Genomic DNA, 19,196 nt, shown 5'->3' on the forward strand with positions numbered 1-19,196 from the left:
GCTTATCTCACCACCAAGCAGAAAAGGACGTGGATGATGGCGCAAGCTGCCTTTGAAGAGATTGTCGAGACATTCGAGTTTCTCGAAGACTGGGAAGATCGCTACCGGCATGTGATCGACATGGGTAAAGCGATGGATCCTCTGGATGACGCGTTGAAGGTCCCTGCCACAAAAGTCGACGGTTGCGCATCGCAGGTCTGGCTTCATCCGACCATAGAGGGCGAGGGGCCATCGGCGACGTTTACCTTCGAAGGAGAAAGCGACGCGATGATCGTTCGAGGTCTGATCGCGGTCCTGAAAGCGCTCTATTCCGGTGTTTCCGTGTCGGATATCCCCAAAATCAACGCGCCGGTGGAATTGGGTCGGCTCGGGTTGAATGATCACCTCTCGGCTCAGCGGTCCAACGGACTGCGCGCCATGGTGGATCGGATCAATTCCGTTGCTGTCGCAGCCGCCGCTTAGGCAGATGTCAGGGCGCGGGCAAGATCGCCGTAGCCCGTGAAGCGATACTCGTATTTCAAACCCAACCGGTCTGCACAGGCCTTCGCCGTATTCTGAAGCTCAGGTGTGTCTGTCTGGGCCAGATATATGAGCCGGTCGTAGTTCCCGAAATACATGTCGCGCAGGTCAGGGTGCCGGTCGAGCCCCAACGGTTTCGTTACAAAGGTATCGAACTGGCGGACCAGAAAATCGGTCAGGTAGAATGCCGCCATCTCATCTCGTGCGGCGAAAGCCACGTTGCCGTCAAAGAAGCTGTAACAATGGGGGCCGTCGAGCATTTCAACGCCAAGACGGTCACATGTGGCCCTCAGCAATCCACCGGTTCCGCAATCTGCATAAAGCACAAAAATATCGCTGTAGTTGCCCCTGTGCTCTTTAACAGCGGTTTCAACAGCGGCGGGGATGCGGTCCGGGTGATTGTGCAAAATGGCGGGAAGGCAGGTCAGGTCCATGTGACCGAGCCCATGCTGCGATTTGACCGCAAGCACTTCGCGGGCCAACGCGCCACAGGCCAAAAGAAGCACTCGGCCTGATCCTGTCGGCGGCGCGCCTTGCTCTGTCAGCGTTTGGTCGTCTGGGATCATCTCGCCGCTACTTTCGGCTCGACTGCGCCATCCATCGCACAATAAGGGCGGCAATCATAAGGCCACTCAATACCAGCATCCCTTCCGGACCCGTCAACGGACCGATTTGGGACGCAATGAGCAGTGTGAGACCCGCAGTAGCGAGCACAACGACGAAAAGAACTGCGAACATTTTTGGCGGCATGATTACAATATGGGGTGCATGCCACCACAAGAAAAGGGCGGTTAGCCCGCAGCCAGTTGATTGTGTTTACGCGCCATGAAGTCCTTCGCTGTTTCCACAGCCACCGCGGCATCCCGGCAGTAGGCATCCGCGCCGATGGCCTTGCCAAATTCCTCGTTTAACGGCGCGCCGCCTACGAGCACTGTGTAATCCTCCCGGATGCCTTTCTCGACCATCGTATCAATGACGACCTTCATGTAAGGCATCGTCGTTGTCAGCAGCGCAGACATACCCAGAATATCGGGTTGCTCCGTCTCAAGCGCTTCAAGATACGCCTCTACCGCGTTGTTGATGCCCAGGTCGACGACCTCGAAACCGGCACCTTCCATCATCATGGAGACAAGATTCTTGCCAATGTCGTGGATGTCACCCTTTACGGTGCCGATAACCATTTTGCCGACACGGGGTGCACCGGTCTCTGCCAGCAGCGGCTTGAGGATGAACATCCCGCCCTTCATTGCATTGGCTGCCAGAAGAACTTCAGGCACAAACAGGATCCCGTCACGGAAGTCATGGCCAACTATGGTCATCCCCCCAACAAGGGCTTCGGTCAGGATCCGATACGGCGCCCATCCCCGTTCAAGCAAGATGTTCACGCCTTCCTCGATTTCCTCTTTGAGGCCATCGTAGAGGTCGTCGAACATTTGCTGGACAAGCTCTTCGTCGTTCAGCTCGCTCAGGATGATGTCTTCTTCTTCATCGGACATGTCCGTGATCCTTTTTCGTCATGTTGGCTCAGCCTTGACGTTTTGCCGCAGGGAATGCGCATTAATTTGCGACATCGCCCATGCCACAACCGACCGGCGCTTGAAGATGTTCTTATTTTGTTCTAATTTGACGGAATGGAAAGTGACCCCAACATCCGGCATGGTCAGCGCAAAGGACGCGCAGCCTCCAGCAATGTGACGAACCGGTTTGAGCGCTTGAAATCCGTCGGCGTGGATGATGGCTGGGGGCGGGAGGAAGAGTGGCCAGTTCTGCGCACAGAGGTTAGCACCGAGCGACCACGCAGCGTTATTGCACGCAACACGTCGCCCGACATTGGGTTCGATCGCTCGCTCAACCCCTATCGCGGGTGTGAACATGGCTGCATTTATTGCTTCGCCCGACCAGGCCATGCCTATCTTGGCATGTCGCCGGGCCTTGATTTTGAGACGCGACTGATCGCCAAAGCGGGTGCCGCTGACGTTCTGAGAAAGGAGTTGTCTGCGAAAAATTACAAGCCTGATGTCTTGGCGATCGGCACCTACACCGATGCCTACCAGCCGATCGAAAAACGCCATCAGATCATTCGCGGTGTTCTGCAGGTTCTGTCGGATTTCAATCATCCCGTCGGTCTGGTCACCAAGGGAAACCTGATCGAACGCGATATCGACATACTGGCGCCGATGGCTGCGAAAGGCCTTGCCCATGTCTCGATTTCCGTCACGACACTGGACCGCGACCTTGCCCGCAAGATGGAGCCGCGTGTTCCCAGTCCTGAGCGGCGTTTGAAGACGATCGAGCGGCTGGTTTCGGCGGGCGTTCCGGTGCGCGTAAGCGCGTCCCCGATGATCCCTGGCCTGACCGATCATGAGCTTGAGGCGATCCTGGCCCGTGCGCGCGATGTCGGTGCCAGCAGTGCGACATCCATCGCCTTGCGCCTCCCGAGGGAGGTTTCGGATCTGTTTCAGGACTGGTTGGCGGAACATATCCCGGATCGCGCTGCGCGTGTTATGGCGCGGGTGCGCGAAATGCACGGCGGAAAACCCTATGACGCGAATTTTGGGACGCGCATGACGGGAACGGGCGTCTATGCGAAGTTGCTTCGCGACCGTTTTTACCGCGCAACGCAGTCTTTGGGTCTTCGAACCGGTGCCATCAGCTTGCGTACGGATCTGTTTTCGGTGCCCCCTAAGACGGGCGATCAACTCAGTTTGTTCTGAGCGCTTCTGCGGATAGCATTTTGCCGCCGGATTGGCGACGGACGCGCTAGTTTCAACAGGACGTCCGATGTCACATGTGGATCGGATGCTCCGATCGTTTCTCAAAATGTCACTGGTCGACTTCACTTCCTGGCCCGGACCCGCAGAGTTTTCCTGATCGGTCGAACGTATGTATGACGCCGGGACATGGAAAATCACGGATCGAAGCCCTTGTTGAAGAGAAGAGTTTGCTTTGGTCGAGATGGTCGGCGTCAGGCGCGGGCACGCCTGCGTGTCCGGCGTGGCGCGGGGGTCGTGCTTGGATCAGTGCCATCGCTGGCTGACGAGAACCCGCCCAGTGCGGACGAGATTGCGTCAAGCTCGGGCACGCCGCCCTTCGGCCGCGTCTCCAAAGCCGCTCTCATGGATTCCAAATGAACCGGGGTGGTTCCGCAGCATCCACCAATGATGCGTGCGCCTGCATCACGCGCCAGAACGGCGTAATCCGCCATCAGGTCTGGCGTGCCGTCGTAATGAATATGCCCATCATGATACTTCGGAATGCCCGCATTGCCCTTTGCAATGATCGGACGGCTTGCGTCGGCAAAACCCAAAACAGTGCGGAGCAGGTCGGACGCGCCAACACCGCAATTCGCGCCGAACGCGACGGGTTTGTGCTTCAGCCGGTCCACCAATGCCACCAGAGCAGGCGCAGTTAGCCCCATCATGGTGCGGCCTGCGGTATCAAAACTCATTGTGCCGCACCAAGGCATATCGGCCAGAGCCGCAGCCTCCGCCGCTGCTTTCAGTTCTTCTGCGGCCGAAATCGTTTCGACCCAGAGGACATCGGCACCCCCGGCTTTCAGACCTTCAGCTTGTTGGTGAAAGATTTCTACGGCGTTCTCATGTGTCAGCGTGCCCATAGGCGCCATGATTTCGCCTGTGGGGCCCATGGAGCCTGCGACAACCACCGGACGGCCTGCCGCGTCTGCGACATCCCGGCCAATCTCAGCTGCCATGCGGGACAAGTCAAATGCTCGATCTTGTGCGTCATGCAATTTAAGACGGGCTGCATTTGCACCAAAACTGTTGGTCAGAAAGATATCACTTCCGGCATCAACGGCCCCCTTGTAAAGGGTGTGGATACGATCCGGATGATCTTCGTTCCACAGTTCAGGCGCATCGCCTGAGGCAAGACCCATATTGAAAAGCTCTGTTCCCGTCGCACCATCGGCAAGAAGCCAATCCCGTTGCTGGAGAAGCTCTTCAAGTTTTGAGGTTCGGGCCATGATAATTACTTTCCTTATGTTTGGCGCTCATGCCAGAAATTAGGCTATGCAGCAAATTCATAATATCCATAATGTTCATGAAGTAGATTGGTCTTCGCCCTAATCGGATGTTTGACCCGGCGGGAAATCTCGATCGCCGATATGGCAAGAGAAGTGTAAGACGATCCCACAACGTAAACAGGCTCCCAATTTGGAGAAAAGCTGCGTTTGAATTGAAAGAGCCCCTGGGCGTAGCGGCTGCTATCAAAGCGCCGGGAAAGCAGGTGTTCCGTCAAAGTGCACGGTGCGATTATACCCGAAAGTGGCACGGTCGACAAAGAGACGGAACCAACATCCTCCTCTCTTGCGACCTTCAATGCGTCGTATATGAGCGCATGCATCGTGCCATCTGGGCAGGTCGCGTCGCTGCGCATCAGATCGAGAACCCATCGATTTCCAGAAGTGTGGAAGGTGATAAATCCGCAGATCCGTCCGTTGTGGGACGCTGTGAAGACGGCTTGTCTTCTCACAAGTGTCCGCTCGAACGTTCCCATGGAGAACCCCATTGCGGCTCCGTTCCGGTGCTGCCATTGGGCGTCGATCCGTTTCAGATCGACCCAATCATCGAAGTGCAATGCACGTACCGCAACGCCTGACTTCTGGGCCTTTTTGAGCTTTCGACGTAACGTTCTACGATCAGAGCCGTCCACCGCGAAATCTGCCGGGCTCACGACCGCGTCCTGCCCAATCTGGTGAACTGCCAGCCCAAGTTCACGAGCGGATTGCGCGACACCTGCCGAACATTTGTAAAGACAAAGACCCCGCCCGGCATGGGATGCGTCACGCTGGAGATGTGCCAAAGTTTCCTGTCTTCGGTCGGCGTCCGTCCTTTTACCAAATGGATCGCCCAGAACGATGTGGGAATTCGTGGTGATGTGCCGGAGGACATGCAACTGACTTCCGCGCGGTTGATGAACCTTGAACATATTAAGCTGTGTAAGTGTCGCCTCGGGCGGCAGGCAGGCGGCCTTATGCAAGGTCACTGACTGCGCGGCTCGCCGTCTGGCGGGGCGGACAAACACAAGGGACGTTCCGGCGATCGCGGCAGGACCGAGGTAGTAGGTCAGCCGATATCCAAGAAGTGAGGCGATAAGCGCATCGCCGTTGGAATGGGGCACGAGCGCTAGAACACAAAGTTCAAACGCACCCGCGCCGCCGGGTATGCCCGACATCACGCCCGCGACATAGGCTGCGAGAAACGCAAGATAGATGACTGTGAAGGGCGCGTATCCGTCCGGGAGAAAAAGAAAGATAATGAGGGCGGCGGGTGCTGTGTCGAGCACCGTAAGACCGACAGATTTGAGCAAGACACGGACAGATGGCAGTCGGCTTGACCATGGCGGCAGCGCCCAGATCGAAAGGGCTAGAATTCCGCAGAAGCAAAGAATAGCCAGAGCTGCTGCGAATTTGTAGGGCGCAGGAATAGCCACGGTCACCAAAGCCGTACCGCTTATAACAACAACCCATCCTACAAGGAACATGATGCTGACCGCCGCCGTTAGACGAGACGCGTCCCATAGAGTTAAACCAGCTTTTCGGCCAAGAACGTGCCAGCGGACAAGCGCACCGGTGATGAGGCCAAATCCGAGCGTCTGCGAGATCGCGGTTGCCCGCCAACCGGCAGACTCAGCGTCCTGCCTTCGCACAGACAGTGAAAGATGGGCAGACATCGCCGCATCGTACTGCCCGATCGCCCAGAAGCTTATTGCTGTCAGGACCGACGCGGCGCCCCATTCAAACAGCGTGAACTCGGAGAGAATTGAGCGAATGGCGTCTGGATCCAGAAGATCGATCCGGTCCCGCAGTAGATAAAAAAGACCGGCGCACGCAAGCGCGGACACAGCAATCTGTCCCGCAATTTTGAAAGCGCTTCTGAGCCCCTGGAGAGAAGAGGGGACCGCACCGCAGGCGCGAGTTGACTGATCCGACATGGTGGCCCTTCGGTTGCACCATGCCCGCTTAGATCATCTGCCTTGCGGCCTGATTAACGATTAAAATTGGCCAGACATAAAGTCGACAGAGAGCGTTTGTGCTATTTCACTTCGCTCATAATCTGGCCTTTGGCCTCGGCCATTAGTTCCAGCATCTTCGTGCGAATGGTTGCCTCGTCCGCTTTGTCGCCCAAATCGCCCGCGACTTTGCGATAGACATCTTCGTCGCCTGCTTCTTCAAAGTCAGCCTTCACAACCTCTTTGGCGTAATCTGCAGCGTCCTCGCCGGATTTGCCCATGAGATCGGCAGCCCAAAGACCCAGCAACTTGTTACGCCGTGCTTCGGCTTTGAATTGCATCTCCGCGTCATGGGCAAATTTGTTTTCGAATGCGTCTTCGCGGCTGTCGAATGTTGTCATTGGATTGGCTCCTGTCAGGTCCTTTGATCCTGATATGCCTATCGCTCGAAGACCATGCAAGACCTCATCGGCTTTTGGTGCTGCTGCTTGTCTGCGCAGGTGACGTGTCCTATGCAGGCAAGGCGCAAGGTCGGGGTGAGTCCCGGCCCGAGGGCGGTTGGCCCTCACAAAGGAGTCCAGATGGCACGTCGCAAGAAGATCTACGAAGGCAAGGCAAAAACTCTTTATGAGGGTCCCGAGCCGGGAACACTGGTGCAGTATTTCAAGGACGATGCAACGGCCTTCAACGCGGAAAAGCGCGACGTGATCGAGGGCAAGGGCGTGTTGAACAATCGCCTGTCTGAATATTTCATGACGGGGCTGCAGCAAATTGGTGTGCCGACCCATTTTCTGAAGCGCATTAACATGCGTGAACAGCTGATCCGGGCGGTGGAAATCATCCCGCTTGAGGTGATCGTGCGCAACTACGCGGCAGGCTCCATGGCCAAGCGGTTGGGAATGGAAGAGGGTACGCCGCTGCCCCGTCCGATGGTTGAGTTTTCGTACAAGAACGATGATCTGGGCGATCCTCTGGTGCCCGAGGAATACATTATTTCTTTCGGGTGGGCGTCACAGCAGGATCTCGATGACATGGTCGCCCTTGCATTGCGGGTGAATGACTTCCTGTCCGGCGTTATGTATGCCGTCGGCATCAAGCTGGTGGACTTCAAGATCGAGATCGGGCGGCTCTACGAGGGTGATTTCCAGCGCCTGATCGTTGCCGATGAAATCAGTCCGGACAGTTGCCGGCTGTGGGACCTGGAAACCAATGAGCGGCTCGACAAGGACGTGTTTCGCCGGGATCTTGGCAATCTGGCGGACGCCTACACGGAAGTGGCGCGCAGGCTGGGGGTGATGCCCACCAACAGCGCACCTTTGGGCAAGCCGACGCTCATCAATTGAGGCCGACGGATTTGAGTATTTTTACCAGAAAGAAGACACGAAGGGCAGAGTCATGAAAGCACGGGTTCATGTGATGTTAAAAGACGGTGTGCTGGATCCTCAGGGGGAGGCGATCCGCCATGCACTTGGTGCGCTTGGATTTGACGGTGTAGACGGCGTGCGGCAAGGCAAGGTGATCGAATTGGACCTTGCAGATGGCACGTCTCGCGAGACCGTCGAACAGATGTGTGAGAAGCTACTGGCGAACACGGTTATCGAAAGTTACGCGGTGGAGGTCGGCTGATGCGCGCGGCGGTGCTTCGGGCCTATAACGAAGACCTGAGCATCGAAGAACGGCCAATGCCCGAGTGCCCAGAGGACGGCGTTGTGCTGAAGGTTCTGGCGTGCGGTGTGTGCCGGTCTGATTGGCATGGCTGGGTCGGGGAGCATCCGCGTGTCAAGCCGGGGCAAATCGGCGGTCACGAATATTGCGGTGAGGTTGTCGAAGCGGGTGCCGGTGCCACCTACAAGGTCGGTGACCGTTTGATCGCGCCCTTCATTCTGGCATGCGGAACATGCCCGTCCTGCCAATCTGGCCATCAAAACACATGTCCAAACCAGCGGTTGCCGGGATTTGTCGAGCCGGGTGCTTTTGCTGAATATCTGGCGGTTCCCTTCGATCACAATCTGGCACACTTGCCGGATAGCCTGTCGCCAACGCTTGCTGCAGGATTAGGCTGTCGGGTGACGACGGCTTGGCACGCGCTTACGGGCCGCGCGGCACTGCAACCCAGCGAATGGCTGGCTGTTCACGGTACTGGTGGCATCGGGTTGTCTACATTGCTTTTGGGGCGTGCCATGGGTGCGCGGGTCATTGTTGTGGATATCGTCGAGGAAAAACTGGCCCACGCCAAGGCGTTGGGTGCTGAGGCTGCTGTAAACGCGGCGGGCGGAGATACCGCGGGCCGGATAAAAGAACTGACCGGGGGCGGAGCGCACGTATCGGTCGAGGCGCTTGGCATTCCCGAGACCACGAATGCCTCGATTGAATGCCTCAGGCCGCTCGGGCGTCATGTTCAGGTTGGAATGCCGGTCGGTCATACGGCGCGGATGGAGATTAACATGAGCGCTGTCTATCTGGGAAACCTTGCACTCTATGGAACGCGCGGGATGCCATCGTGGAAATATCCGAGCCTGCTTTCGCTTATCGAGACGGGGCAGGTCGACATGTCGCCCTTGATCGCGCGCGAGATCAAGTTGAGCGAAGCCGGGCGGGAGCTGGCCGCATTCAATGGGCCGACGCCACCGGGCGTTGCCGTTATCACCGATTTTCTGAATTAGGGGCTTTGTCATGAAAGCAGCGGTCATCGTATTTCCGGGGTCCAATTGCGACCGAGATCTTGCGGAGGGGTTTCGAAAAGCTGGCGCAGACGTCAACATGGTCTGGCACAAGGACACCGATCTGCCTGAGGGTATCGACATCGTGGGCGTGCCGGGTGGCTTCTCGTTCGGGGATTATCTGCGCTGTGGTGCGATCGCGGCGCGGTCACCTATTTCTCAGGCCGTTGTGGCGTTTGCTCAGAAGGGTGGTCATGTCTTGGGCATCTGCAATGGGTTTCAGGTTTTGTGTGAAACCGGTCTCTTGCCCGGAGTGCTGATGCGCAATGCCGGTCTGAAATTCGTGTGCCGCCAGCAGGTGCTACGCGTCGAAACGCAGCAGAGCCCATTTACGCAGGAATTCGCTCAGGGGGCAGAGATCACGATCCCGATTGCACATCATGATGGCAACTACTCAGTGGCCGATGAGGAGATGAAACAACTTCAGGACCAAGATCGAATTGCGTTCCGTTATATCGACAATCCAAACGGATCTATGGGTGATATCGCGGGTGTTCTTTCCGAAAATCGCCGGGTTCTCGGCATGATGCCCCATCCAGAGCGCGCCGTTGAAGATCCCCAGGGTGGAACAGATGGTGCGAAACTCTTTGCATCCCTGACGCGTATAATGACGCTGGCGTGATTCCGCCGAAGGGTGCGCTTGAGCGTGGGCACAGGACCGCTTAATCTGGCCCAATGGGACCGGGCGAATTTATAGAACATCGTGACGACGATGCGCGACGTGCTAAACTGCGCGTGCGTTTGATCGTATTGGCGCTTATCGCGATTGCTGTTTCGATCGTCTGGGTCTCCAACTCTTTGCTGACCGCACGGTTCACAGAAACGACGCGCAACCGTGGCGAGATTCGTATCGCGCTTTATTCGAACGCGATCACCAGCGAGTTGCAGCGAAATCAGGTCGTACCCCTTTTGCTGTCCCGCGACCCGGTTATGATTTCCGCGCTCAATTCTGATGATTTTACGGCGACCTCCCGTCGCCTCATTTCGTTCGCGGAAGAGATCGGGGCCGCAGGCCTCCGACTTCTCGACGGAGAGGGCCGCGTCGTGGCGTCGGCTGACCGTCAGGAACTGGGCACAGTTTATCGACAGGAGCCCTACTTTATAGATGCGCTTCGCAGCGAAGGTACGGTTTTCCACGCGACCCAGGCGGATACCGGCGCATATAACTTCACCTATGCCCGTCGGATCGAGTTCGAGAAGCAGGGTATCGGTGTGATCGTTGTGGATGTTGACCTGCGCCGGTTTGAAACCCGTTGGCGCTCCCCGTCTGAGGCGGTCATGGTCACGAACTCCGAAGGGGTGATCGTGATTGCGACAGACCCGCGCTGGCGCGGCAAGACCGTTGAAGAGGCTCTGGCTCAATCCCCGACATCGAGCGCGTTTCGTCGGGCATTTGAGGCAACGGGCGGGTATTTCGATCTGGCCCCGGCGGACGCCTATCTGCGCGGTGAGGCCGTCATGCAGCTTGAGGGACGCATCCCGTTCAGGGGATGGCGCCTCACATCATTCTCCACATACGAAAGTGTGCGCGAGCGTGTTAACGGCGTCTTGGCGCTGGAGATCATGGGATTTGCGATTCTTTTGGCGATGTCGTTCTACCTCTTGTCCCGAAAAGCCCAGTCTCAGGCCGGGTTCTTCCGACGGGAAAGCGAAGAGTTGCGCGGTTTGAACCAACGCCTCAGTCGCGAGATCGCAGAGCGTAAGAAGGTCGAGAAAAACCTTGAGGTGGCTGAACAGTCTTTGGCGCAGTCCCAAAAGCTGGCCGCTTTGGGTGAGATGTCTGCCGCGGTCAGCCATGAGTTGAACCAGCCGCTGGCCGCCATGAAAACATATCTGGCGGGCGCGCGTTTGCTGTTCCAGCGGAAGCGGCTGGACGAAGCGCAAAGTTCGTTCCAAAGGATTGACGACCTTATCGACCGGATGGGCGCGATCACTAAGCAGTTGAAAAGCTATGCCCGCAAAGGCGGCGACGATCTGGCGCCGGTGGATTTGCGCGACGCCGTGAAATCATCGCTCTCGATGATGGAGCCACAGCTGAAACGCGGGAATGTGCGGATCATTTCGACGCTCACGCCTGAACCCGTCGTTGTCCTTGGGGACCAATTGCGTTTGGAACAGGTTATCATCAACCTCTTCCGCAACGCGCTTGATGCAACGAAAGGCGTCAGCGAGCCGCAGATCGAGATCATGCTGAACGCAGGAGATACTGCGGTCCTGACAATGCGCGACAATGGCGAGGGAATCGAAAATCTCGATCACTTGTTTGAGCCGTTCTACACAACGAAACAGCCGGGTGAGGGGGTCGGACTGGGCCTGGCGATCAGCTCGGGGATTATCACGGATTTGGGGGGGCGCCTGACCGCCCGCAATGGTCAGGGAAGTGGAGCTGTCTTCGAGATGCAGCTTCCGCTTTTAAAAGAGAGAGACACACTTGTGGAAGCCGCCGAGTAGGCACCATGCAAAGGGATATGAGATCATGGGACACGCTTTGAAAATAGCGATCATTGATGACGAGCAAGACATGCGTCAGTCAATTTCGCAATGGCTTGCGCTGTCGGGGTATGACACCGAAACATTCGCAAGCGCCGAGGATGCCTTGAAAGGCATTGGCAATGACTATCCGGGCATCGTCGTAAGTGACATTCGCATGCCGGGAATGGATGGGATGCAGTTTCTTAAGCGTTTGATGAGCCAGGACAGTTCGCTGCCTGTTATCATGATAACAGGCCACGGGGATGTCCCCATGGCAGTTGAGGCGATGCGCGTTGGTGCGTTTGATTTCCTCGAGAAGCCGTTCAACCCGGACCGGATGACGGAACTGGCCAAGAAGGCCTCCGTTTCGCGTCGTTTGACATTGGACAACAGGGCGCTGCGGCGTGAATTGTCCGATGGGGCGGCGTTGATGAAAAAGCTCATCGGCTCCAGCCCTGTGATGGAACGGTTGCGCGAGGACATTCTGGATCTGGGGCAGGCGGACGGCCATGTGCTGATCGATGGTGAAACCGGAACAGGTAAAACCCTGACCGCCCATGCGCTGCATGCCGTGGGACCTCGCGCCGGAAAGAAGTTCGTCACGCTCAGCTGCGCGGCCTATGACGCAGACTCCCTTGCATCCCGTCTCTTTGAGCCGATCGAAGAGGGGGATACCCTTCCTTTGGTGGAAGAGGCGCGCGGGGGAACGTTGGTTCTGGAAGACATAGAAGCGCTGCCCGAGAACCTTCAGGCGCGGCTGCTTCAGTTCATCAATGACCAGGGTGTTCCCGCTGAGACGCGGATCATCGCAATCTGCAATACGCAGGCCCAAGGCAAGACCTGCGAGGATCTGATCCGCGCCGATCTCTACTATCGTCTGGCTGCGATGAAAATCACCCTTCCACCCCTGCGCCAGCGGGGCGAGGATATCTTGACGCTGTTCACTCGGTTTGCCGAGCAATACGGCGAAGAGTACGGCTCCGACGCGCCCGAGGTGTCGGCCCAAGAGGCGGCGCAATTGCTGCAAGCCCCGTGGCCCGGAAACGTGCGCCAACTGATCAACGTGGCGGAACGGGCGGTTCTTCAGAACCGTCGCGGTTCGGGGTCCATTGCGTCCCTCCTCATGGCAGATAACGACGAGATGGGGCCGGTCATTACGACAGAGGGCAAGCCGCTCAAGGAGTATGTGGAAGCCTTCGAGCGGATGCTGATCGACAACACCATGCGTCGTCACAAAGGCTCCATCGCCAGCGTGATGGAAGAGCTGTGCCTGCCGCGTCGTACGCTGAACGAAAAGATGGCGAAGTACGGCCTACAGCGGTCCGAATACCTCTAAAGCCCGCTACAGCTATACCCACCGCCGCGCCACTTCACCGGTGCGGCGGTTTTGCTTTCGGTAGCCAGATCGCGCCGCCACATTTCCGGAATTCTGACTGGATATCGACCACCCCATTCTCTAGCCTTGAGGCTCGGCATGCCCCCGGAGGTCATGCAGTTTGACCAAGGAGTGGGTGCGATTTACCAGTTTTCTCTTGCGGATCTTAAAGTGTGACTGGCGAAGCGGACGAGTCCGGTGCGGCCCGCAATGTGGTGCTCTACCCATGGTTTCGCTTTTTCCAGAGCTTGGTTTTCTGGCAGGCGATCTGGTTTCTCTACTTCCAAAATGAACTTTCTGCCGCCGAGGCGGTGATGCTCTACGCAATTTATGACGTGGGAACCACGCTGCTTGAGGTTCCGTCGGGCTACATGTCGGACAGGCTCGGGCGTCGGTTTACTCTGATATCGGCAGCGATTGCTGGAACGGCCGGAACAGCGCTTTTCGCCGCCGGGGACAGTTTTGCTGTCTTTGCGCTCGCACAAATTCTGGTTGGGACAGCCGCGGCTTTCGCGTCCGGAACTGACAGTGCCATGCTGTACGAGTCCCTGAAGGCCGTTGGACGGGATGATGAAATTGAACGTCAGGAATTGAAAGCGTGGCGTTTCTCTTTCACGGCGCTTGCAATCTCCGCCGTGACCGGTGGCCTTATGGCGCTGCACAGCTATACGCTTCCCTTTATCGCGGGCACTTTTTCGTTCGTTGGCGTTCTTGTGGTCACGCTTGCCTTCCGAGAGCCGCCACCTGTAAGCGACGGCTCTGACGCTCATACGGCTTCCGCTGCTTTGAAGTCGCTGAAGGTCGCGCTGACGAAACCGGCGCTTGTCTGGCTCTTTGCCCTCAGTGTGGTGATGTATGTGTTCAGCCACGTCCCGTTTGTGTTTGGGCAGCCCTATATCCTTGAGGCTTTGAAGGACACCGGGATCGAAGCGCAGGCGCCGTCGGTCAGTGGCGTCGTCACGGCGTTGATGATGTTGTTGTCAGTCACCACGTCTCTGTTTGCGTTGAAGCTGCGGGAGCGTATGGGATTGCCCGCCATCCTGCTTTTGGCGTTCGGGCTTCAGATCGGATTATCTGCAGTCCTTGCGCTTAGCAGTCAGGCGATTGTCATTGCCTTCCTTCTCGTGCGGATGGTCCCGGATTCGCTGTCGCGACCCTTTATCCTCGCACGTATCCAACCACTTCTGGCAAGCAACAGCCGCGCCACTTACATGTCACTTCAAAGCCTCTGCGGTCGTGTGGTTTTTGCCGGAAGCCTGTTCTGGGCCTCCCGTTCTGCATCAGACAGCGGCGCGATGGAGCACAACGAAATCCAAAGCGTGTTGGGCTGGTACGTGGCCTTGGGCGTGATCGTTTGGGGCGCGCTGGCGCTCGCTGCAATACGGACAAAAATTGACCATTCCCCGTAAGTTAACGCACGATCGGGGTGCGCACGATTGCCGTTGCTGCAGCGCGGCGACCATTGACCTTGTGTTCGCGCGCAAAAGGTCTCATTAAAGCATGACATGCCGTCGTGTTCGACGCGACACGGCATGGTGACAGTTTCACTGCGATCCTGCCCGAAGGACAAAACGGGCCGTTTGATCGCAGGATTATCGGCCAAAGCTATGGGATTATCCCAAGCGGCGGTCACCCGCTCGGCGCATGTCGCGCCGTGACATTTCTGAATTGGTCGGAGCCCTACGGTTTGGGGCATCATCGACCGGAGACAAGAACGCGATGAGACGCGAGGCAGATACAGGCAGTGTGTGGATCGGGGCGAATGTTCCGACACACCTAACGGCCATCTGCGCGTCCGAGCTCGCCCAAACAAGTCACCTTCCACGATCGATTGGCCCCCCTGGGGTCATGAAGCGTGCCCGGTGCAAACGGATTACATGGCTAAGAAAATGCTTATCGACGCCACCCACGCGGAAGAGACCCGCGTTGTTGTGGCAGACGGAAACAAGGTTGAGGAGTTCGACTTTGAGTCCGAGAACAAACGCCAGCTTGCTGGCAACATCTACCTCGCAAAAGTAACACGGGTTGAGCCGTCGCTTCAGGCGGCGTTTGTGGACTATGGCGGAAACCGGCACGGGTTTCTGGCCTATTCCGAAATTCATCCGGACTACTACCAGATTCCCGTCGCGGATCGGGAAGCCCTGATCGCCGAAGAGCTTGAATATGCACGGCAGCAGGATGAGGAAGACGAACAACCGAAAAAACCACGCCGTCGGTCGAGGTCGCGGTCTAAGGCGGCTGAAACCAAGTCAGATGACGCCGTCGTCACCGAGGAACTGTCCGCAGAGGACGCCGACGCAAAGATGCGCACGGCCGCTGTCATCGACGCGATCCCCGGAATGGACGTGGTCGATCTGGAAGTAACAGGCGCCGAAAACGAAGCAGCCTTCGCCGACAGCGCCGCGGCTGTTGTGTCAGCGCCCTCGGCGACGGATGATGAGACATCTGAAGACAAGCCAGAGTCCGAGGCGACTTCAGAGGACGCCGAACAGAATAACCAGCCTGCTGACGATGATGATGCATCAAGCGATGACACGTCTGACGATGATACCTCTGAGGCTGAAGAAGGCTCGCGCGATGATGTGGCGGAGCAGGACAGCGGTATCGAGTCCGTTGCTCAGGAAGACGTCAGCGAGGAGATCCGTACGACCCGGAAGCCGCGTCCAAAGCGGTACAAGATACAAGAAGTCATCAAGGTTCGTCAGATCCTTCTGGTTCAGGTCGTCAAAGAAGAGCGTGGCAACAAGGGTGCGGCTCTCACTACCTATCTGTCGCTGGCCGGACGGTATTGCGTTCTGATGCCCAACACAGCGCGCGGCGGCGGGATTTCCCGCAAGATCACCAACGCGGCGGACCGCAAGAAGCTCAAGGAAATCGCCAACGAGATTGATGTGCCGCAAGGAGCGGGGCTGATTGTGCGCACCGCTGGCGCACGGCGCACCAAATCGGAGATCAAGCGTGATTACGAATATCTCCAGCGCCAGTGGGAACAGGTCCGCGAACTGACCCTGAAATCCATCGCGCCTGCGCCGATCTATGAGGAAGGCGATCTGGTCAAGCGGTCGATCCGGGATCTCTACAATCGCGAGATCGACGAGGTGCTGATCGAGGGCGAAGCTGGCTACCGCGTTGCTAAAGACTTCATGAAAATGATCATGCCGTCCCACGCCAAGAAGGTGAAGCACTACGCTGACCCTATGCCGCTGTTCGCACGCTTTCAGGTCGAAAGCTACCTGTCCGGCATGTTCAATCCGACGGTTCAACTGAAGTCCGGCGGTTATATCGTGATCGGAATTACCGAGGCGCTCGTGGCGGTGGACGTGAACTCGGGCCGGGCCACAAAAGAAGGCTCTATTGAGCAGACAGCACTGAACACGAACCTTGAGGCCGCGGAAGAAGTTGCACGCCAGATGCGTCTGCGCGACTTGGCCGGGCTTATCGTGATCGATTTCATCGACATGGAAGAGCGGCGTAACAACAACGCGGTGGAAAAACGCCTCAAGGACAAGCTGAAAACCGACCGCGCCCGCATTCAGGTGGGCCGCATTTCCGGCTTCGGTCTGCTGGAAATGTCGCGCCAACGTCTGCGTCCCGGCATGTTGGAAGCCAGCACTCAGCCTTGCCCGTCCTGCCATGGCACAGGGCTTATCCGGTCTGATGACAGTCTTGCCCTGACCATTTTGCGTCAGTTGGAAGAAGAAGGCACGCGCAAGCGGTCCAAGGAAGTGCTGCTTAAAGCACCTGTCGCTGTCATCAACTACCTGATGAATTCGAAGCGCGAGCATATTGCGCAAATCGAACAGCGCTACGGTTTGTCCGTCCGGTTGGAGGCGGACCCTCATAAGGTCAGCCCTGACTTCGAAATCGAGAAGTTCAAGACCGCCACCCGTATTCTGCCTGTACCTAGTGCAGAGGTCGTGTCGATGGATAGCATCGATATGTCCGACTTCGAGGACGAGGTTGAAGAGGACGTGGCCGAGGATGAAGCGCCAGCCGAGGAAGCCGAGGCTGACGACCAACCGCGCAAGCGGAAGCGTCGGCGCCGTCGTGGCGGGCGGGGACGGTCCAGAAATGGCGAAGGAAACCCAGACGCCAATCAAAATGCGGATGGTGAGGGCAGCGCAGAGCAGCCCGCTGATGCAGTTGCCCAAGAGGCACCTGATGCGCCCGAGACAGAAGCAACGGATGCTGAAGCAGAGAAGCCCAAGCGCAGCAGATCGCGTACCCGGACGCGGAAGCCAAAAGCCGATGTAGACGTAGCACCGGAAGAGCAGGCGGAGGTCGCTCAAACCGCTGACGCTCAATCTGACGATGCTCAGGAAGTAGTGCCAGAAACGCCTGCCGAGGACGCGCCTGCCAAAGCGCCCCGCAAACGCCGGTCACGCGCCAAACCGAAAGCAGACGCCGCTGTGGACGTGGTTGCGGAGGCCGCCGAAGTGACAGAAGCCGCGCCAGAGGCTGAGGACGCGCCAAAGCCCAAGCGCCGCCGGACACGCGTCTCGAAGAAGGCAGTTGAAGAAGACGCGCCCGAAGCGGATGCCGAACCAACGGAAAAGCCTAAGCGCGCACCTAGAAAGAAGAAGGAAGCGGTCAAAGAGCCTGCCGAGGAAACCGCGGCTGAAGCGCCCGCAAAGGAACCCGAGGCTGTCGGGGCGGAACCTGCAGCGCCCGAAGAGGCTGGAAAGCCGAAACGGCGCGGATGGTGGTCCCTCGGGCGAGGCTGATCTTGTCTATCTCTTAAATAGAAACGCCGGGCAAATTGCCCGGCGTTTGCGTATTCAGCGCCGTCTGGTTTTTGCGGACTTGGCGGCGATCAGAACATCTTGTGCCCTCAACCAACCCGACGACCCACGGGGCAGGGCACCGGACGCCCGCTTGGCATGAAGCTCGGCGTCCTTGTAGCGACCGATGATGGCGTAGCGCTCTGCGGTCGCGACCGATGCCAACCCGTTTTGGCCGACCCGTGCGTGCGCCACGGCAAGGTCGCGCAACATGCCCGGGTCGCCGGAGTCGCGGGTTCGGGCTTTTTCCAACGTTGATAGGGCCGCGCGGTTTGCATCCGCGCTGTCTGCGGCTAGGTATGCACGGCCCAGCCCGCGCATGATCAGCGCTTCATTCGGAGCGAGGGCCAAAGCGTTGCGATAGGACTGGACGGCTGCACCGACGTTCCCGCTTTCCAGCAATACCTGTCCCCGTAACTCATGGTAAAATGGATCCCTAGGCCGCATTGCCAAAAGGCGCTCCAGTTCCGACAACGCCTTTTTGGGCTTCGGCGTTCTGTGATAGGCAATTGCGCGCCGCAGGATCGCGGTCTCGGAGTTACCTTTCGATTCCTTGCGGCGCAGCACATAATTGGCATTGCGCAGAAAACCTTTCAGTTTCGCGTCCATTCGGTTGAACCAGTAAACTGTCTCGGCGCTTGCTTCGCCCCCGGCGCTTCCCTGGCTTGCCGCAAAGCCTTTCACAGCCCGTAACCGATCACGGCTGAGCGGATGAGTTAGAGCATACGGATCCTGCCGTCCGGGCCGCAGTGCTTCCTGCCCTCGAAAAAGGTTCAGAACATCGGACATGGCATCCGGATCTAGACCTGCGCGTGCCATATACCTGAGCGCCGACTGATCCGCTGAGGCCTCCTCTGCACGGGTGTGGGAAAAGAATACCCGCTGCGCCGTGCTTGCTGTGCCTGCAGCAAGTCCACCGGCCGCCTGACCTTCGCCAGCCAAGGCCGCTGCGGCCGCGAGCGCAAGACCAATTGCGCCTTGCGTGCTCGCCGCTCTCAGATTGCTCGCCCGTAACGTCAGGTGACCGTTTGCGATATGGGCAAATTCGTGGGCCAGCACTGCCTGCAGGGCCTCAGGACGGCTCAATTTCATGATTAGACCGGAATGCACGAAGACATGCCTGCTGTCGGCGACAAATGCATTGAGCGACGGATCATTGATTACCAGGATACGGATTCGGTTCGATCCCATTCCAGCAGCCTGAAGGATAGGTTGCGCGATCTTGCGCAGCGCGTATTCAATCTCCGCATCACGGATCAGCGACGCCGCATAGGCGGGCACTGCGCAAAAGAGCATCAGGAAAAGAGAGAGCGTAAGCCGTTTCAGCATCAAGGGTGCCCCGGGGGTCGGGCGCCTGCC

The 19,196-nt window shown here is 57.8% G+C and carries 17 protein-coding genes; 11 read left to right on the forward strand and 6 right to left on the reverse strand.

Translation table 11 applies throughout. From position 1 onward, the window contains the following. Window positions 1-36 precede the first annotated feature (36 nt). The gene (locus KIN_RS05890; RefSeq protein ID WP_159804991.1) at window positions 37-462 is read left to right on the forward strand and encodes a SufE family protein; all 426 of its coding nucleotides are present in this window, start codon (window positions 37-39) and stop codon (window positions 460-462) included. On the opposite strand, the gene KIN_RS05895 is transcribed toward KIN_RS05890, so the two are convergent. Both KIN_RS05895 and KIN_RS05900 read right to left on the reverse strand, forming a co-directional pair. Beyond that, window positions 459-1,085, reverse strand: coding sequence for a DUF1638 domain-containing protein (locus tag KIN_RS05895; protein ID WP_159804992.1), 627 nt, complete (start codon window positions 1,083-1,085; stop codon window positions 459-461). The two genes, KIN_RS05890 and KIN_RS05895, sit on opposite strands and share 4 nt — an antisense overlap. A 225-nt stretch (window positions 1,086-1,310) precedes the next feature. Beyond that, entirely contained in the window at window positions 1,311-2,015 is a 705-nt protein-coding gene (locus tag KIN_RS05900) for a cobalamin B12-binding domain-containing protein (protein ID WP_159804993.1), read from the reverse strand. Between the two features lie 135 nt (window positions 2,016-2,150). On the opposite strand from KIN_RS05900, the gene KIN_RS05905 reads away from it, so the two are divergent. After that, the gene (locus KIN_RS05905) at window positions 2,151-3,233 is read left to right on the forward strand and encodes a PA0069 family radical SAM protein (protein ID WP_159804994.1); all 1,083 of its coding nucleotides are present in this window, start codon (window positions 2,151-2,153) and stop codon (window positions 3,231-3,233) included. 251 nt (window positions 3,234-3,484) lie between these two features. Here the strand turns inward: KIN_RS05905 and bmt are convergent, their stop codons facing one another. The 3 genes from bmt to KIN_RS05920 all read right to left on the reverse strand — a co-directional run bounded on the left by bmt (window position 3,485) and on the right by KIN_RS05920 (window position 6,890). Next, complete coding sequence (gene bmt / locus KIN_RS05910; protein ID WP_159804995.1) at window positions 3,485-4,501, reverse strand: betaine--homocysteine S-methyltransferase; 1,017 nt, start codon at window positions 4,499-4,501, stop codon at window positions 3,485-3,487. 44 nt (window positions 4,502-4,545) lie between these two features. Continuing rightward, the gene (locus KIN_RS05915; RefSeq protein WP_159804996.1) at window positions 4,546-6,381 is read right to left on the reverse strand and encodes a phosphatidylglycerol lysyltransferase domain-containing protein; all 1,836 of its coding nucleotides are present in this window, start codon (window positions 6,379-6,381) and stop codon (window positions 4,546-4,548) included. A 191-nt stretch (window positions 6,382-6,572) separates the two neighbouring features. Further along, window positions 6,573-6,890 (reverse strand): DUF1476 domain-containing protein, encoded by a 318-nt coding sequence (locus tag KIN_RS05920; RefSeq protein WP_159804997.1) that lies wholly within the window; start codon window positions 6,888-6,890, stop codon window positions 6,573-6,575. A gap of 180 nt (window positions 6,891-7,070) precedes the next feature. Here KIN_RS05920 and purC point away from each other — a divergent pair, with 180 nt between their 5' ends. From purC to KIN_RS05965, 9 genes are all read left to right on the forward strand, one after another. Further along, complete coding sequence (gene purC, locus KIN_RS05925) at window positions 7,071-7,832, forward strand: phosphoribosylaminoimidazolesuccinocarboxamide synthase (protein ID WP_159804998.1); 762 nt, start codon at window positions 7,071-7,073, stop codon at window positions 7,830-7,832. Window positions 7,833-7,884: 52 nt separating this feature from the next. Then, window positions 7,885-8,115: a phosphoribosylformylglycinamidine synthase subunit PurS gene (gene purS / locus KIN_RS05930; RefSeq protein WP_159804999.1), complete on the forward strand. Its 231-nt coding sequence runs from the start codon at window positions 7,885-7,887 to the stop codon at window positions 8,113-8,115. Then, complete coding sequence (locus KIN_RS05935) at window positions 8,115-9,152, forward strand: zinc-dependent alcohol dehydrogenase family protein (protein ID WP_159805000.1); 1,038 nt, start codon at window positions 8,115-8,117, stop codon at window positions 9,150-9,152. Before purS ends, KIN_RS05935 begins: the two co-directional genes overlap by 1 nt. A gap of 10 nt (window positions 9,153-9,162) precedes the next feature. After that, on the forward strand, window positions 9,163-9,831 hold the full coding sequence (gene purQ / locus KIN_RS05940) for a phosphoribosylformylglycinamidine synthase subunit PurQ (RefSeq protein ID WP_159805001.1): 669 nt from the start codon (window positions 9,163-9,165) through the stop codon (window positions 9,829-9,831). 53 nt (window positions 9,832-9,884) lie between these two features. Continuing rightward, window positions 9,885-11,660 (forward strand): sensor histidine kinase, encoded by a 1,776-nt coding sequence (locus KIN_RS05945; protein WP_159805002.1) that lies wholly within the window; start codon window positions 9,885-9,887, stop codon window positions 11,658-11,660. A gap of 25 nt (window positions 11,661-11,685) precedes the next feature. Next, the gene (locus KIN_RS05950) at window positions 11,686-13,017 is read left to right on the forward strand and encodes a sigma-54-dependent transcriptional regulator (protein WP_159805003.1); all 1,332 of its coding nucleotides are present in this window, start codon (window positions 11,686-11,688) and stop codon (window positions 13,015-13,017) included. 212 nt (window positions 13,018-13,229) lie between these two features. Beyond that, window positions 13,230-14,465 carry an MFS transporter gene (locus KIN_RS05955; protein ID WP_159805004.1) on the forward strand — a complete coding sequence of 412 codons (1,236 nt, stop codon included), beginning with the start codon at window positions 13,230-13,232 and terminating at the stop codon, window positions 14,463-14,465. Between the two features lie 104 nt (window positions 14,466-14,569). Further along, a complete protein-coding gene (locus KIN_RS05960; protein ID WP_159805005.1) occupies window positions 14,570-14,779 on the forward strand; it encodes a hypothetical protein in 210 nt (69 codons plus the stop codon). A gap of 154 nt (window positions 14,780-14,933) precedes the next feature. Then, window positions 14,934-17,780 (forward strand): Rne/Rng family ribonuclease, encoded by a 2,847-nt coding sequence (locus tag KIN_RS05965; RefSeq protein ID WP_159805006.1) that lies wholly within the window; start codon window positions 14,934-14,936, stop codon window positions 17,778-17,780. A 54-nt stretch (window positions 17,781-17,834) separates the two neighbouring features. On the opposite strand, the gene KIN_RS05970 is transcribed toward KIN_RS05965, so the two are convergent. After that, the gene (locus KIN_RS05970; protein ID WP_159805007.1) at window positions 17,835-19,166 is read right to left on the reverse strand and encodes a M48 family metalloprotease; all 1,332 of its coding nucleotides are present in this window, start codon (window positions 19,164-19,166) and stop codon (window positions 17,835-17,837) included. Window positions 19,167-19,196: the final 30 nt, after the last annotated feature.

It is taken from the genome of Litoreibacter roseus (assembly GCF_009811795.1).
GTDB lineage: Bacteria > Pseudomonadota > Alphaproteobacteria > Rhodobacterales > Rhodobacteraceae > Litoreibacter > Litoreibacter roseus.

Coding starts and splice junctions, on each gene's coding strand:
- KIN_RS05890 (WP_159804991.1), top strand. CDS start 37: ATGGCGCAAGCTGCCTTTGAAGAGATTGTCGAGACATTCGAGTTTCTC.
- KIN_RS05895 (WP_159804992.1), bottom strand. CDS start 1,085: ATGATCCCAGACGACCAAACGCTGACAGAGCAAGGCGCGCCGCCGACA.
- KIN_RS05900 (WP_159804993.1), bottom strand. CDS start 2,015: ATGTCCGATGAAGAAGAAGACATCATCCTGAGCGAGCTGAACGACGAA.
- KIN_RS05905 (WP_159804994.1), top strand. CDS start 2,151: ATGGAAAGTGACCCCAACATCCGGCATGGTCAGCGCAAAGGACGCGCA.
- bmt (WP_159804995.1), bottom strand. CDS start 4,501: ATGGCCCGAACCTCAAAACTTGAAGAGCTTCTCCAGCAACGGGATTGG.
- KIN_RS05920 (WP_159804997.1), bottom strand. CDS start 6,890: ATGACAACATTCGACAGCCGCGAAGACGCATTCGAAAACAAATTTGCC.
- purC (WP_159804998.1), top strand. CDS start 7,071: ATGGCACGTCGCAAGAAGATCTACGAAGGCAAGGCAAAAACTCTTTAT.
- purS (WP_159804999.1), top strand. CDS start 7,885: ATGAAAGCACGGGTTCATGTGATGTTAAAAGACGGTGTGCTGGATCCT.
- KIN_RS05935 (WP_159805000.1), top strand. CDS start 8,115: ATGCGCGCGGCGGTGCTTCGGGCCTATAACGAAGACCTGAGCATCGAA.
- purQ (WP_159805001.1), top strand. CDS start 9,163: ATGAAAGCAGCGGTCATCGTATTTCCGGGGTCCAATTGCGACCGAGAT.
- KIN_RS05945 (WP_159805002.1), top strand. CDS start 9,885: ATGGGACCGGGCGAATTTATAGAACATCGTGACGACGATGCGCGACGT.
- KIN_RS05950 (WP_159805003.1), top strand. CDS start 11,686: ATGGGACACGCTTTGAAAATAGCGATCATTGATGACGAGCAAGACATG.
- KIN_RS05965 (WP_159805006.1), top strand. CDS start 14,934: ATGGCTAAGAAAATGCTTATCGACGCCACCCACGCGGAAGAGACCCGC.
- KIN_RS05970 (WP_159805007.1), bottom strand. CDS start 19,166: ATGCTGAAACGGCTTACGCTCTCTCTTTTCCTGATGCTCTTTTGCGCA.